Genomic DNA, 15,156 nt, shown 5'->3' with positions numbered 1-15,156 from the left:
ATTTTTTCATCAAAGGTTTGGCTATCAAATACCTCTAGGGAAATGAGGTCATCAATGTCTTGAAAAATCGTTTTGAGTGCCTTTTTTTGATCCTTCACAATGCTTTTGGCGTTTTTGATGCCCATATGTACTGCGTTGTCTAAAAAGTGTTCTTCTATAAAGGTATCGGCACCAAAACTCGTATCATCCAGTGTCCCAGAAACACCTTCATGAAAGGCTTTTTGCTTATCAATGAAGCTGATAAACATGTCTACATTTCCGGCGAGCTCTTTATAAAAGCTTTTAATGTTATCGGCTCCTTTCCCAGTGAAATCATCACCGAGGTTGGCCACACCTTGTAATGCCTTTTTTAAATCTACCATTTGTTCGCGGAGTTCCTGATAGTGTTTTGCCCTTGTGTCCATGGCACTGGTTAGTGCTTTTGCATCAAGTATCTTGCCCAGAAGAAGTCACTCCCTCCATTATTGATCATAAAGTCTATTTTACCTTTCTCAGCGAATTGGAAAAATAGGCTTTAAGTTACAAAAATAATTTCCATATATTTTTAGAGGAAATAAAACAAGTGATAATTGAAATATTTTTTCTTTCATTACAAAAAAGTCAGTCCTCTTTTGAGAGGACCGACTACATTTTGTTTAGAAAAAGCGTTTTAAACTTTTCTTGAGTGGAGGGATATCCAGCTCGCCTTTTTCGAAGAATTTTTTCAATAAGTACTTACTAAAACCAGCTGCTTGTGTGTACGTAATTTTCCCAGGTAACGGCGGTTCATTGGTGACAGCAACATCAATAATGACGGGTTTATCAGATTGAAGGGCTGTATCAAAGGCTGGAGCTAGTTCTTCATGTGATGACACGGAGATTCCTTTGCCGCCACATGCTTCTGCGAACTTAGCAAAATCAATATCTTCCAGCTCTATACCATAATTGATGTTTCCTTTTACCTGTTGTTCATATTCGATCATTCCAAGGTTGTTGTTGTTTAAGATCACAACAACGATCGGCAGTTTATATTTTACCGCTGTCACAAAGTCTTGCATGACCATTGTGAAGCCACCATCGCCGCAGACAGCAACCGCTTGACGATTCGGTTCATTTAACTTAGCAGAGATCGCTCCAGGCAAACCACAGCCCATTGTGGCAAGCCAGCTGGAGATGATGAAATCCTGCTGTTTCATTTCGAAATGGCGGGCCATCCATACGGTTACATTCCCTACATCAACAGAAAGAATGGCGTCGTCTTCAACTGCTTCTTCTAGTCTAGCAATGACTTGCTGCGGTTTAAGTGGTGATGTGGCAACGGATTTTTCCTTATCCATTTCTTCTCGCCATTTCATCATATGCTCTGTACAAGCTTCAAGGAAACCACGTTGCTCTTTATATTCAATGTAGGAGGTCAGTTCCTGCAAACCACTCTTGCTGTCACTCACGATTCCTACGTCTACTGGATATCTTTTACCGATTTGATCTGGTTTAATATCCAGTTGAATGGCAGGTGTGTCCTCTGGTAAGTAGTCTCTATATGGAAAGGAAGTTCCAAGCATAATTAAGAGATCACACTCTTCCATCGCTTCATAAGCTGGCTTCGTTCCAATTTGACCTAGGTTTCCTAAAAAGTATGGATGCCTGTCTGGCACAACCCCTTTTGCAGGAAGTGTGATGACGATAGGTGCAGCAGCCTTTTCTGCAAATAAAAGAAGCTCTTCTTTTGCATTTCGTAATCCTTTACCTGCTAAGATGACTGGCTTCTTCGCATTGTTAATTAGCTGTGCTGCCTTTAGCAGTTGATCTTTCTTTGGCCGTACCTCTCCCTCAACATAAAGAGGAGATGTATAAACTGGCTTACGCTTAATTTTTTGAGAAAATAAGTCATCTGATACGGTGAGAACAGCCACCCCTTTATGGGTATAAGCTGCTTTAATGGCTTGATTCAATAAATCAGGCAGAGCTTCTGCTGTTTGTACCTGCTGATTAAAGACAGCGACGTCGTCAAACATCCGCTCTAATTTGATTTCTTGAAATGTGTCTCTTCCTACTTCATTCGATGCAACCTGCCCTGCAATTGCTAAAACGGGTGCGCCATCTGCTTTTGCATCGTATAGTCCATTTAATAAGTGGACAGCACCCGGTCCAGCGATGGATAAGCAGACACCTAGCTTACCTGTTAGTTTGGCATCAGCCGCCGCTGAGAGTGCCGCCACTTCTTCATGTCTCGTTTGTATAAATTGTATTTGGCTTGATTCATGCCTAAGCTCTTCAATCAATTCGTTTATGCTGTCGCCGGGCATTCCATAAATATGTTTTACGCCCCACTCTTCCAGTAGCGCTGTTACTTCTTTTCCTGCGGTTCTTTGCGGCATGTGAGAAAACTCCTTTTTTCTTACTCCATACCACCGCACCCTTTTGATCAAACGTTTCAACTTGCTGCTACTTTTTAAAATGATATGGAAGGGTGGCGACCACAATATCCCGTTTCCATAATAGACGGAATCTTAATAAAAAGGCAGATTGGTTATGCAAGATCGTATGCCATCTTTTTTTCGGGATAAATTGAGGCACAAGCACCATCACTTTATATTGATGCGCATTTGCTTTAGCCTCAACCGTTTCAAGAAATTTATCAAGCGGATGAATAAGACTTCGATAAGACGAATGCAATATCACAAGCCGCACACCGCTGTTCAGTTTTTCCCAATCCGCTTCAATTTTCTTATCTTTTTCTTTATCAAAAGATACATGAACTGCTATGACTTGCTCTGATAAGGATTTTGCATATTGAACAGATTGCTCAACGACACGTGTTACTCCTGCTATTGGCACGATAACCACATTTCCTTTAATCTCAACAGGCTCTGTTTCATTCATTAAACGCAGTTGTTCTCCGACTGACAGATAATGCTTTTTTATGGAATGAAAGATCAATAGCACAATTGGCATGAAAACAAATACTGGCCATACAAGATGGAACTTGGTCAAAATGAGAATCATGAGAACCGTGAAAGAAATCAGTGCTCCGACTATATTGATAGGCATTTTCGTTTTCCAGCCCTGCGGTTTTTCACGAATCCACTTCACACACATGCCGGTCTGTGACAAGGTAAATGGAATAAATACACCGACAGCATATAGCGGAATAAGGTGTTCCGTTTTCCCATCAAACAACCAAATGAGCAGCATAGAAGCTACACCTAAAAAGATAATGCCATTAGAGTAACCGAGTCGATCCCCTCTTACAGTAAACATGCGCGGCATATATTTATCCTTTGCTAAGTTGACCGCCAATAAAGGAAAGGCGGAAAAGCCGGTATTTGCCGCTAATATCAAGATTAAAGCTGTGACAGCCTGAATGACATAATAGAAAAATGTACGTCCAAATGTATCTGATGCAATTTGTGATACAACCGTTTCTTCTGGCTTTGGTGAGATGCCAAAACCAAACGCAAGCAATGTCACACCCACAAATAAAACAGCTAGTAATCCACCCATCATCAATAATGTTCTCGCTGCATTTTGTGCAGCTGGTTTTTTAAAGGATGGAATGGTATTTGAAATGGCTTCTACCCCAGTCAGTGCTGAACAGCCAGACGAAAATGCTTTTAATAAAAGAAATAAAGTAATGCCAGGTACATGTGTGCCGATCGCTGTATGCTCAGGTGCTGGCGGGATGCCTCCTGTTAATAATTTAAAGCCTCCGACTCCAATTAGTATAAGGAGTGATAATACAAACAAGTATACGGGATAGGCCAAAATAGATGCTGATTCTGTCAACCCACGAAGGTTGAGCACCATAATCAAGATGACCAATACAATTGAGATCAACACATGATATGGATATAGTGCTGGAAAAGCCGATGTGATGGCATCAGTACCCGCTGATATGCTCACTGCTACAGTCAGAATATAATCTACAAGCAATGATCCGCCAGCGACCAGTCCTGGCTTTTCACCTAAGTTTCTGCTAGAGACGACATAAGCCCCTCCGCCTTCTGGATAAGCATAAATAATTTGGCGGTAAGATAAAATTAACGCCATTAAAAGAATTAATACACAACCTGCAATCGGGAGTGAGTACCAAAATGCTGCTGCACTAACAACGGAAAGAACAATCAAGATTTGTTCTGTACCATATGCAACGGATGACAATGCGTCTGATGACAATAATGCCAACGCTTTGATTTTTGATAGTTTTTGTTCTCCTGCTGCCTGTGATTTTAATGGTTTCCCAATTAAAATACGCTTCATCAAACTGTACATGTGATGCCCGCTCCTTTAGTGTCAAACGATTTAAGTTACAAAAGATGGATCGCCAAAAAGACACAGAGGCAATAGAATGCCCCTGCGTCTATTGTTTAGATCACAGGTTGGTCTTTGCTCTCTTTAACGCTTACGAGGTTAGCTGACGGATTCGGGCGCATGAGACTTTGCCCTACCTAAAAAGGATTCACCCCACGTGGTGTCCTGCACCACTAATGGTTCCCCCGCTCATTGAAATGATTCAGCGATTGGTCTTTTATAAAAGAGATCATACTCCCGTTTGACACCAAAGTAAAGACATTTTTTCAAGGTCTTTTGATCGTTTATCAATCAGTCTTTTTGCGGTTTTTTCGCACGAAATAAATAATCAGCCCGACCACAAAAATAATTAGCGCAGCGATACATGCAAAGTAAATCCAAGAATCATCGATGCCTTGCTTTTCATCTTTTTGGAGATCATTTGTTGTGCTGCTGACCGTTTGATGATTAGAGAACATGTCTTTGTTTTTGCTCTCGATTGCGACTGTTGCCGTTTCCGTATTTGTTTGCAGGAAATGAAGCACTTCATGTGAAAGATCAGCGTCAGCTGCATTCATTCCTGAAAAGACGGTCATTGTCTGTTCTTTATTCCATACAGATGGCTGCGTCCATACGATACGAGCAGTCGTTTCGTTGATCATGCCAAAGGAGGATACATCATACTGATCCTTTTTCACTGGAACGATGAGATCGTCTGCCTTTTCTTTTAAAAGAGAGAACGTTTGAATGCCCCCGATGAAAATGAGAGAGTGATCTTTTAATTGATCATTTGTCACATTTGAAGCTTTGATCAAATGATATTGGGCAGCTTCCGGCTGACTAAATGATTCTGTCAGCATCGCCATTTGAGTGATCGTTTCTTGCTTGATTTGATCTGGAATGACGATCAATGTTTTTCCTTGCTGCGTTTTTGATGTGAAAGGAAGCGGCCATGCGGCTAAATCCGGTGTATCACTAGTCGTACCTTCTGGTATTTGAAGAGAGCTGTTCTTATCAATGTAAATCCAGCCTTCTTCATCCGTATGTCTGCAGGATTCCATGTTTTTAAAGCCTGTAGTAACAAATTGCAAATCAATATATTCGTTCTTTTGGAGTACTTGTGAATCTACTGGAATTGACACATGATAGAATCCATTCTCATCTTTGTTTCCTAGTTTTGTTAACGGTACATCGTGTGGTTCGTTATTGATCATGACTGTTAAGCGTTCCGCTTTGTTCGCTATATCAGATTTTTTAAATGATAGATTTAGCTTTGCACCTGATTTTTGATTAGCGATCAATGCCTTTGGATAATAGTAATGATCAGATGCCGTCTTTTTGGTTCCAACCGTGACATCATCACCACCAAAATCTTTTAAACGAATTTGATGAGATGGTTTTGATGCTTTAGCCGTAACCTTTTGAAGCAGTAAATCGCTACCAGTGAGCTGACCAGTCAGTTCTGGTTGAGTTAGGACATTGATTTTTTCAGCAATTGTTTTTGGCTGCTTAGCAGTGACAAATAAAATGGGCTGTTCTTTTTTCTTTCCTGTCAAGGTTCTCACCGCTAATGTGAGCTGATCGCTTGCGGTTTTCATTTTCGCTGCTTGCTCGATCGATTTCACTCGTCCATCCCAGTTTCCTTTTGCTCCAACAGCAATGGTTGGATGCGCAATTTGCTTGAGGTCCTTTTCTTGGACAATTTTGAGGTCTGCTTGGCGGTCTTTGTTTTTCAACGTACGGTATACTTTCATAGCCGCTTCTAATTCAGCTGCTTCCGGTGAATTTGGAATCACAATATCTGTTTGTTCTTTCTGATCACCTGTTTGAATGAAAGGTGAAGGGAAGCTGTCTAACGTCACGTCTTTCGTTTGAGTTCCTTTGAAAGCCAGCTCACTTTCAGGATATACTTTCAGCCAGTTGGCAGGTGTCTCTTGGTTGATACACACACCTTCTTTTAACACGCCATAAAATGCGAGCTGAATTTGATGAGAACCTTTTTTCAATTGCGATTTGCTCAATTTGATTTGAATCGACTTCTTTTGGTTTTTCCCTGTTACAGGAATGGTCTTTTCAATCTCTCCATCAATCATGACTGTGAACGAAGATGGCGAAATGAGTAATGGTGAAGCCTCTATATTCAATGTAAGGATGCTAGACTCTACTTTTTCTTTCTCTATTTGATAGGAAAATTCAGTGCGGTCTTCTTGTCCATACAAGGTCACTACATCTTCTGATAAGTGCTGCGTTTCTGTCTGGCTTCCTTTAGATGAGCGAATCCAGTCATCTTTCACTTGCACTCGATTTGATTGCGCCATTGCTTGACCCGCCATGAAAAAAGGCTGAATGGCAAGGGATATCATCAATATAAAAATCATCCATTTTACCGATTTCAATTTGTCACCCGCTTTTCTTTTGTTGTTGATCGTAACGCTCAGTTTTGTACCATTTTACTTCTTGTTTGAATAATCGGCTCTTTGCCTCTACACATAAGGAGTACACAACTAGCGCAATCCATACTTGAGAATATGTGAAGTACATGAGCGCCACAATGAGTATATTTTGTTTGGTGAGCTCTGTTTTCTCAATGCTTAATGTAATCATCACTTCTGTTAGAAAGAGGAAGAAGGCCAATCCCCACAGGATCAGTGCAACAGCTCCTACAGATAAGTGAAGGTCAACAAATAGGTTCACGATAAAGATCCCATTTGAGAGCAGGACACCGAAGAAAAATAAGAAATACGTAAAGAAGAAATAAAACAAATCGAAAATCATTCGTTTTCGTTTCAGCTTCATAAATTGCTTTAAAAATTTGAGTACAACATATTGATTGCCTCGAGCCCAGCGCGTTCTTTGCCTCCACCAGACTTTCCACGTCTCAGGCTCTTGTTCCCAAGTGATCGCTGCTGGGAAAAATCGAATGACATAGCCAAGGTTATAGACACGAATCGTTAATTCGGTGTCCTCAGCCAGCGCATGAACATCCCAGCCGCCAAGCTCTTCTAAAATGTGCCGGCGGATGGCGAAGTTGGTGCCTGGTATTGTCGCAATACCAAACCACTTCCATCTTCCGCCCTGCGCCATCCATTGGAAGCAGATGGTCTCAATATTAATAAATTTGGTTAGTAGATTTTTGGCTGCATTGATAACCCTGAATTTCCCGACAACAGCGCCTGCCTTCGGGTCATTCAATAAACCAAGAACCAAATGATAGACGGCCTTTTGTTCAGGCATGTTATCTGCATCGTATACGCAGATGACTTCTCCTGTTGAAGCCTTTAAGCCTTCATTCAGTGCAGTGGATTTTCCCTTTCCTGCAAATGGCGGCTTCGTTTCAATCATATGGACATAATCATATTGCTCACTGAATGACTGCACGATGTCCCCTGTGCCATCAGAGGAATTGTCATTAATCACAATGATTTCAAGAAGATGTTTAGGATAGGATAGCTGGACCATTGCTTTTAGCGTTTGCCGGATGACAACTTCTTCATTATGAGCAGGAATTAGAATGCTGACAGTTGGCAGCTCTTTCCCTTGTTTCGTCCATTCAGGCAGCACTTTTTCGTAGGTCAGGTAGTGCTGAAAGCCGCCCTGCATGAGAAACATGTGGTATAGGAGCATGATCCAAATCAATATTAATGAAAGATAAAATAAGACATCAGCCACCTAATTTTCTCTCCTTAAAAATTCGTTTTTTCATTGTCAGCCTTAAATACAATGTGTAAAAAGCAAATGCCGCAATAAACAGCATCACCACGACGGTGAGAATTCGCAGCATATTTTCCATGCCGCTTCGTTTAACTGTTTTGGTTTCTGTTCTATTGGATTGTTCTACTTGGATATGTCCATTTCCTGATGTTTTGATTTGTACATGTGGTGTTTGGACTGTTTGTTTTGTTTTCTTTAAATCCAGCCATTCACTAGAAGGAATTGCATCCATCAGCGTCATCAGATTCTGCAATCCAGTTATTCCGGATTCCACATCATAGGACAGCCCGATTGCGGCTGATTGAAGATGCTGGATGGATTGAATCTTTTGTTCTGTTAAAATATTTGAACCTTCTTGGTCAGACGCTGGCTCTACTGATTGCTGAGGATATAAGATCATACCATGAAGCATGGCGGGTTTCGTCACGAGTGGCGGAGCACCGGCCGTTTTCCAAGTATGCTCCGACAGCTGTACCTGTCCAAACAGACTGGACACATGCCTTGATATCATTTCATAGCCTTGTTGAGATATGGCATCATGCGGCACCTCGAATGCCAGTGGATAGAGACCTTGCTGCGCAAGAAACTCAATACCTTTTGTCAGTTTTTCTTCTGTATAGATGATTTCTTGCTGCTGATTCGATCTCGTATAAGCATCGAAGTCCTTTTCATTCGAAAAATGGCTTTCACTTTGCTTCTTCTCGGCTTTTTTAGGGTCATTTGACGTAATGGACTGATCATTCTTTGCATCCCAGAACTCAAAGTCCTGACCAGAATCCTCTGTTCGATACGTACGGCTAAATCCATGAAGAATAATGCTGGCTCCATCGCTTTGCAATTGTTTTAACACTTTTACGAGCTTCGGGCGGTCACTCAGTGTCACTTCATCGCCTGTTGTTCGATCCACCCAAATAGGGGTTACCGCTATCAGAAACGGGATATGCCGAGTGGATGCATATTGTCCAAGCTCAAGCAGCTTCTTTTCGTCAGTGACAGGACTGATGTTCCCAAGCCTTAAATACTTTGTGGTCAGCTGATTAGAAGAAGGCAGGTTTTTTTCTAGCACTTCTGCAAGAAGCTCGCTGTGCTGCACGACATTTAAGATTCCAATATAGGCCGCACCTTCCTTTGTTTGAATCACAAATGGAAGATCAGCTTCATGCTTCTTCAATAGAAATTCCCTTTGCAAGTCTGCCCCTTGAACCGTTAACGCAGTGATCCTTTTCTCTAGCTGACGGTAAGTGGGATCATCTGTATATTTGATTTGACTCGTGTGTTCTTGTTTATGAAAAATAAGCTTGGAAAATGGGCGTAGCTGGTCCGCATTGTATCCAATGGCTATGATCTTCTGTGCTTCGTTCATTACACGAATGGCCTGTTTTGGTAAGTTTCTCTTTATTTCCCCTAGGTAGATGACTTGTTGAAATTCACTGATTCTCTTTTCAGCCAAATGTTCATCAGATACAATCGTCGTCTGTTTGGAAAAATGTCCGGCGAGTAGATCCAGCATATGCACTGCTGGAGTCGCTTCTCCCGATTCTGTTGAATAAACGATCAGGGTATCTGGCTTGGCAAGAGCGTCGGCTGAAGCCATGTATTGAAACGAAAGAATGAAAAAAAGAGCCATCATCAAACAGCATTTCATCAAAGAATTAAAGTTCATTCATCATCATCTCTTTTTCTAGTTCTTCTAAAAATTGCTCTGGCGTATGATAATCCGAACTGCTTGTTAAATGACAGACATGAAAAGTTAGGGTGACTTCACGACCGTTTAACAGCACATGCTTTTGCAATTTATCTTTTAGCTTCTCAAGGACGACAGAGACATTCTCTTCTGGTGTGTGAGTAAGCAGCAATCCTATTCGTTCTTCGGATAATCGAAATTTCTTATCAGTTTCTCTGACACTTTCGCGAATCTTGATACTTAATTGCTGAAATAGGTGCTGCATTTCTTTTTCTCCATATAATGATTTGAATTCCGCTGCATAATGGATATGAAGAAGGATAAAAACGAATGGCTGTTTGTAGCGTTCTGCCCGTTTCATTTCCTCGGATAATTCCAGCTTCATCCGATCTGCATTGTCAAATCCAGTTGTCGAGTCAATCGCCACAAATTGTTTCATCGCCTGCTTTTGTTGTTCTATGGTGTGACGCATCGTCTTGATTCGCTCATGCAAGCTTCCTGCTGAAATCGCGAAAAAGAGAAGAGCTGCGCCCCAAACCACCACATCCTGCAATGTTTGATTGGAAAAGAAGGGATTTGTGTGGCCAAGCTCTGTAAAGAACATAGCACTTCCTATAAAGAACAGCATCAGCAAGGTAAATATTAATGCTGGTAAGATGCCAAATAAAATCCCGCATCCTAACACGACAAAAGTCAGTGTGATCATCAAAAAGCTCTCTGCATCATGTACGCCAAGGTAGCCCATAAACAAAATAAGACCTGCGAACGTGAGGAGCAGAGAATAATATAAACGATACGTATTACTGAATAACCGATTCATTAAAAAGCTCCCTTTCTGCAATGAGAGGCAATAAGTTGTCAAATGAGTGTGTGTCTTTTTCGTTCATGTACCCTCCATAATAATCCTCGAGAGGATCTTGAATTTGTAATTCTTTCATGCGGTCATACACCTCTTTTGCGAATTCCGGTTCGTTTCGTTTAAGAGCATACAAGATGACCAGCGCATATACAGAAGGCGATTCATACGTCACTGATGGCTGCAATGTGCTCAGTTTATATCTACCGTACAGCTTTCCTTCTTTTTTAAAAGTCGTTTTAAGCCATTTCATGATCGCGGACGTATTCACCTTTGCACGATCGGCATGTAGAGCCGTATAGATTTGATCAATCATATTGATTTCTCGATCAAATGAATAGGCTTTTTTCTTTATGTCATAGGATTTAGGAAAGAATCCTTTTTTTCTCGTTGCTTGTTTTAGAATGGTCAATTGGTTACTCGTCATTTGTTTCGTGAATATTTTGAGGGATTCCAATTCTTTGATTGCTTTTGGGTCTAAATATGAGAGTGTGATTGTGTGTGAAGTTCGATTTGTTGATGCATCATAATAATCGGACAAGATGCCCCTATACATATTCTTGTCTTTTAACGCTTGTGCGATTTCTTTTGCTGTGGTTTGATACGCTGCATTCTTCCATAAACGATCTGCCTTTTGAAGTGCCGCCACTACCCGTAAATCATCAACTAAGGCATTGGCCTTACTTTTTTGATCAGATTCGATTTGCCAGCTGAGAAGATGATGGTCTAGTAAAAATTCATCTTGCAGGACACCAAATTGTTGGTCAAAAGAATTTTGGTCTTTTTTTCGAACAAGATAATCCATCCAAAGCCCAAGCGATTCAGATAAGTAGATATGCTGCTCTGCAAATGAAGTGCGAATCATGCCTTGATCTGTCATGAGATGATGAGTAATAAAATATTCTCCAGGCAATACAGGCTGTGGTGATACTGGATCAGCTGATTCCTTCTGCTGCTTCCAGGTACATCCGCCTAGTAGAATGACAATGAGTAAAACAATACCTATGCGATGTATGGGTGTATCCATTCGTGTCCCCTTTCAACTCCCGTTCTCTTAGCATTCCAACGATTTATTATAGATTGTTTCTGTTTAAATTTAAATAAATATTTTATACCAAATTACGAGTCTTTTCGCATAGACATTCCCATTTTCAGAAAAACAATATGTCGATATGCTTGATTACATTGGAAAACCCATGCGTTTCCGCATGGGTTTTTATAATACTATTGATCTAATTTTAATTTCTTTAATTGCTCAGCCAGTGCGTTATTGATTGGTTCTTCCACTTTCTTTTGTTTCTTCATATATTTAGACACATCATGCTTACTGGCTCTCTTTTGATTGGATTGTGATTTGCGTTTTTCGAAAACAGACAGTTTTTCTCTATGGCCGCACACACAAGCGAAGATTTTGCCATCGCCTTCTCCGCGTAGCTCGAGCTTTTTATGACAGTTCGGGCAGCGTGCGTTTGTTTTCTTCGCTACATTTTTACGGTGGCCGCATTCTCGGTCTTGGCACACGAGCATTGTGCCATGTTTTCCGTTCACTTTCAGCATAAGTTTTCCGCAGTCCGGACAATGGGTGCCAGTGACATTGTCATGCTTAAAGGTTTGGTTCGTCTGTTTGATTTCAGATACGGCTTGTTTTGCATAGGACTTCATTTCACTCATGAATTGAGAAGCCTTCAGCTGTCCTTTTGCGATTTTAGAAAGCTTTTGTTCCCACTCCGCTGTTAATGCTGGAGACTTTAAGTCTTCAGGCACTAAGGAGAGCAGCTGCTTCCCTTTCGATGTGATGAAAATATCTTTGCCCTTTTTCTCGATTAAGAAGCTGTTGAACAGTTTTTCAATGATATCGGCTCTTGTGGCTACTGTCCCTAGTCCGCCTGTTTCACCAAGGGTTTTCACTAAGTCCTTTTCCTGATTCTGCATAAATGCCGCAGGGTTCTCCATAGCAGATAGCAGGGTGGCTTCATTAAAACGGGCAGGAGGTTTCGTTTCTCCTTTTGTTTCTTTCAGCTGGCGCACTTCAAGTGATTGCCCTTCGGAAAGTACCGGCAGATGCTGATCTGCTTCGGCTGATTCCTCGTCTTCATAGGATTCATCATACACGGCTTTCCAGCCGGCTGATTGCACGGTTTTTCCTTTTGCTGTGAATGTTTCACTGCCTATTTTGGCAATCACCGTTGTTTCCTCGTATTCAAAAGGATTCATGAGTACAGCAAGGAATCGTTTGGCAATAAGATCATACAATTTACGCTCTTTATCACTTAATGCACCAGGATACAGCTCTTCCTCGGTTGGAATGATCGCATGGTGATCTGACACTTTTGCATCGTTGACGAAGCCTTTATGCGCTTTCACACCTGATTGTAAAATGCGGTTCACATGCTGAGCGTACGGTCTGTCATTCATTCCTTTTAATCGATCTTTTAATGTAGGAACGATATCCGCTGAAATAAATCGTGAATCTGTACGCGGATATGTCACAAGCTTATGCTGCTCATACAACCGCTGAAGCGTAGACAAGGTTTCTTTTGCTGAGAATCCGTAGCGTTTATGCGCATCACGCTGCAATTCAGTGAGGTCGTACAGCCCTGGAGCAAAAGCTTTTTTCGCTGTTTTTTTCAATGCATCGATCACTGCTGGTTTTCCTTTGCAGCCTGCCAAACGCTCTTTTATAATATTCTCTTGGAATGTGCGGTTTTGCTTTGTTTTGGCATCCTGCCACGTCAAGGTAAGTCCATCTACTTGTGCAGTCATTCCATAAAACGGCTTCGGCTGGAATTGCTGAATGTCTTCTTCTCGTTTGGCGATCATGGCAATCGTTGGTGTTTGTACCCGTCCGCAGGAAAGCTGTGCATTGAATTTGGTCGTCAGCGCCCTTGTTGCGTTGATCCCTACAATCCAGTCTGCCTCTGCACGTGCAACCGCTGAGCGATACAGATTATCATATTCTCTGCCGTCTTTTAGTCGTTTGAAGCCTTCTTGAATGGCTTTGTCCGTAACAGATGAGATCCATAGTCGTTTTAGGGGCTTTTTCACATGTGCTTTTTCAAGAATCCATCTTGCGACAAGCTCCCCTTCACGTCCAGCATCTGTTGCGATGACAATGTCTTTTACATCTTTTCTTGCAAGCTGTGCTTTTACTGCTTGAAATTGTTTACCTGTCTTTTTCATGACGACAAGCTTTAGCGGCTCTGGAATGATCGGCAAATCCTCTAAACGCCAGGATTGAAATTCTTTTCCGTAGCCTTCTGGATCAGCCAGGGTAACCAAATGGCCAAGGGCCCACGTTACAATGTATTGATCTCCTTCTAAAAAACCATTTCCTTTTTTATGACACTTCAGTACACGTGCTAAGTCACGTCCTACTGAAGGTTTCTCTGCTAATACAACTGTTTTTGACACTAGATTTCACATCTCTTTCTTCTATCCATCCTTTTATTATAGCAGACGTGGAGAAGTGGTTCTAATGACGGATTATTTCTTCAAGCGCGTGATGATTTCGTTTGTGATTTCTTGTGTTTGATAAGCCCCGCCGATGTCTGCCGTTAAAAAGCCGTCTGCTGTGACTGACTCGATGATTTCGAGCAGGTGTGTACCCAGTTCTTCCTCACCGAAATGATCAAGCATGAGTTTAGCGGTCCAAATTTGACCGATTGGGTTGGCGATTCCTTTTCCTGCAATGTCTGGGGCTGATCCGTGTACAGGCTCAAACATGGATGGATATTTGCCATTCACATTGATGTTGGCGGCAGGCGCCACGCCAATACTTCCCATAATCGCAGCCCCAAGATCAGTTAAAATATCGCCAAATAAATTGCTGGCAACAATCACATCGAATTTCTCTGGTCTTGTCACAAAGAAGGCTGAGAGCGCATCAATGTGCTGCGATTCTGCTGTCACCTCTGGATAATCCTTTGCTACGTCTTGAAACACTTCATCCCAAAATGGCATTGTATGAACAATTCCATTCGATTTGGTTGCACTTGTCACATGCTTTCGTCTTTTTTCTGCTAATTGAAAGGCAAAATGCATGGCTCGCTCTGTCCCTTTTCTGGAGAAAACAGCATTTTGAATGGCAAGCTGATCTTCCCCTTGATAGATGCGGCCTCCGATTTCACTATATTCACCTTCACCGTTTTCTCTTACAACAAGAAGATCGAAATCCTTTGGCTGAGCAAGCGGGGAGCGAATACCGCTCAGCTGTTTTGCAGGTCTAACGTTAATCACCTGCTCAAATTCACGTCTAATTTTAATCAGCAATCCCCAAAGCGATACATGATCCGGCACTAAATTGGCATCTCCGACTGCCCCTAAGAAAATGCTGTCAAAGGCTTTCAGTTGTTCCAATCCATCCTTTGGCATCATTTCGCCATGCTCTAAATAATATTCACAGCTCCACGGAAAATCCTGAAAGGTGAAAGACAGACCGCCATGCACATCTGATATCGCTTTCAAAACTCGAATGGCTTCAGGCACAACTTCCTTTCCAACCCCGTCTCCTGGTATTGCTGCAATTGAAACATGCTTCATTGATTTTTCTCCCTTCATCATCAGTCGACCGTCGACCATTTAATTCGAGTTTACTAGAGAGTGTCTGTTCTTACAATGGACAAAAGACGCTTTTTTG

Annotated in this window: 10 protein-coding genes and 1 riboswitch; all 10 genes read right to left on the bottom strand. The window is 41.6% G+C overall.

What is annotated here, in order from left to right; genetic code table 11:
• A partial coding sequence (locus EV579_RS15645) for a T7SS effector LXG polymorphic toxin (protein WP_243837433.1) occupies positions 1 to 404 on the bottom strand: 404 nt, incomplete at its 3' end.
• 231 nt (positions 405 to 635) lie between these two features.
• Positions 636 to 2,357 carry a pyruvate oxidase gene (locus EV579_RS15640; RefSeq protein WP_024425577.1) on the bottom strand — a complete coding sequence of 574 codons (1,722 nt, stop codon included), beginning with the start codon at positions 2,355 to 2,357 and terminating at the stop codon, positions 636 to 638.
• Between the two features lie 67 nt (positions 2,358 to 2,424).
• The gene (locus EV579_RS15635) at positions 2,425 to 4,251 is read right to left on the bottom strand and encodes an APC family permease (RefSeq protein ID WP_024425576.1); all 1,827 of its coding nucleotides are present in this window, start codon (positions 4,249 to 4,251) and stop codon (positions 2,425 to 2,427) included.
• A 112-nt stretch (positions 4,252 to 4,363) separates the two neighbouring features.
• A riboswitch (cyclic di-AMP (ydaO/yuaA leader) is annotated at positions 4,364 to 4,508 on the bottom strand.
• A 69-nt stretch (positions 4,509 to 4,577) separates the two neighbouring features.
• Positions 4,578 to 6,665, bottom strand: a complete 2,088-nt coding sequence (locus EV579_RS15630) for a cellulose biosynthesis cyclic di-GMP-binding regulatory protein BcsB (protein WP_133744791.1) — start codon at positions 6,663 to 6,665, stop codon at positions 4,578 to 4,580.
• A 4-nt stretch (positions 6,666 to 6,669) separates the two neighbouring features.
• Positions 6,670 to 7,893 carry a glycosyltransferase family 2 protein gene (locus EV579_RS15625; RefSeq protein WP_249116605.1) on the bottom strand — a complete coding sequence of 408 codons (1,224 nt, stop codon included), beginning with the start codon at positions 7,891 to 7,893 and terminating at the stop codon, positions 6,670 to 6,672.
• Between the two features lie 37 nt (positions 7,894 to 7,930).
• On the bottom strand, positions 7,931 to 9,643 hold the full coding sequence (locus EV579_RS15620) for a DUF2334 domain-containing protein (RefSeq protein WP_133744789.1): 1,713 nt from the start codon (positions 9,641 to 9,643) through the stop codon (positions 7,931 to 7,933).
• Complete coding sequence (locus tag EV579_RS15615) at positions 9,633 to 10,484, bottom strand: GGDEF domain-containing protein (protein WP_122631458.1); 852 nt, start codon at positions 10,482 to 10,484, stop codon at positions 9,633 to 9,635. Before EV579_RS15615 ends, EV579_RS15620 begins: the two co-directional genes overlap by 11 nt.
• Entirely contained in the window at positions 10,465 to 11,547 is a 1,083-nt protein-coding gene (locus EV579_RS15610; protein WP_133744788.1) for a glycosyl hydrolase family 8, read from the bottom strand. The genes EV579_RS15615 and EV579_RS15610 overlap by 20 nt, the downstream gene beginning before the upstream one ends.
• A gap of 197 nt (positions 11,548 to 11,744) precedes the next feature.
• The gene (locus tag EV579_RS15605) at positions 11,745 to 13,931 is read right to left on the bottom strand and encodes a DNA topoisomerase III (RefSeq protein ID WP_133744787.1); all 2,187 of its coding nucleotides are present in this window, start codon (positions 13,929 to 13,931) and stop codon (positions 11,745 to 11,747) included.
• A 72-nt stretch (positions 13,932 to 14,003) separates the two neighbouring features.
• Entirely contained in the window at positions 14,004 to 15,059 is a 1,056-nt protein-coding gene (locus EV579_RS15600; protein WP_133744786.1) for a tartrate dehydrogenase, read from the bottom strand.
• Between the last annotated feature and the right edge of the window lie 97 nt (positions 15,060 to 15,156).

Origin of the sequence: Bacillus sp. BK450, assembly GCF_004364885.1 — a bacterium.
Classification (GTDB): Bacteria; Bacillota; Bacilli; order Bacillales; family Bacillaceae; genus Bacillus; species Bacillus safensis.
This window is presented reverse-complemented; position numbering and strand designations above follow the sequence as displayed.

Excerpts from the sequence above, each read along its gene's own strand:
- EV579_RS15640 (WP_024425577.1), bottom strand. The coding sequence starts at position 2,357 with ATGCCGCAAAGAACCGCAGGAAAAGAAGTAACAGCGCTACTGGAAGAG.
- EV579_RS15635 (WP_024425576.1), bottom strand. The coding sequence starts at position 4,251 with ATGTACAGTTTGATGAAGCGTATTTTAATTGGGAAACCATTAAAATCA.
- EV579_RS15625 (WP_249116605.1), bottom strand. The coding sequence starts at position 7,893 with ATGCTCCTATACCACATGTTTCTCATGCAGGGCGGCTTTCAGCACTAC.
- EV579_RS15620 (WP_133744789.1), bottom strand. The coding sequence starts at position 9,643 with ATGAACTTTAATTCTTTGATGAAATGCTGTTTGATGATGGCTCTTTTT.
- EV579_RS15615 (WP_122631458.1), bottom strand. The coding sequence starts at position 10,484 with ATGAATCGGTTATTCAGTAATACGTATCGTTTATATTATTCTCTGCTC.
- EV579_RS15610 (WP_133744788.1), bottom strand. The coding sequence starts at position 11,547 with ATGGATACACCCATACATCGCATAGGTATTGTTTTACTCATTGTCATT.
- EV579_RS15600 (WP_133744786.1), bottom strand. The coding sequence starts at position 15,059 with ATGAAGCATGTTTCAATTGCAGCAATACCAGGAGACGGGGTTGGAAAG.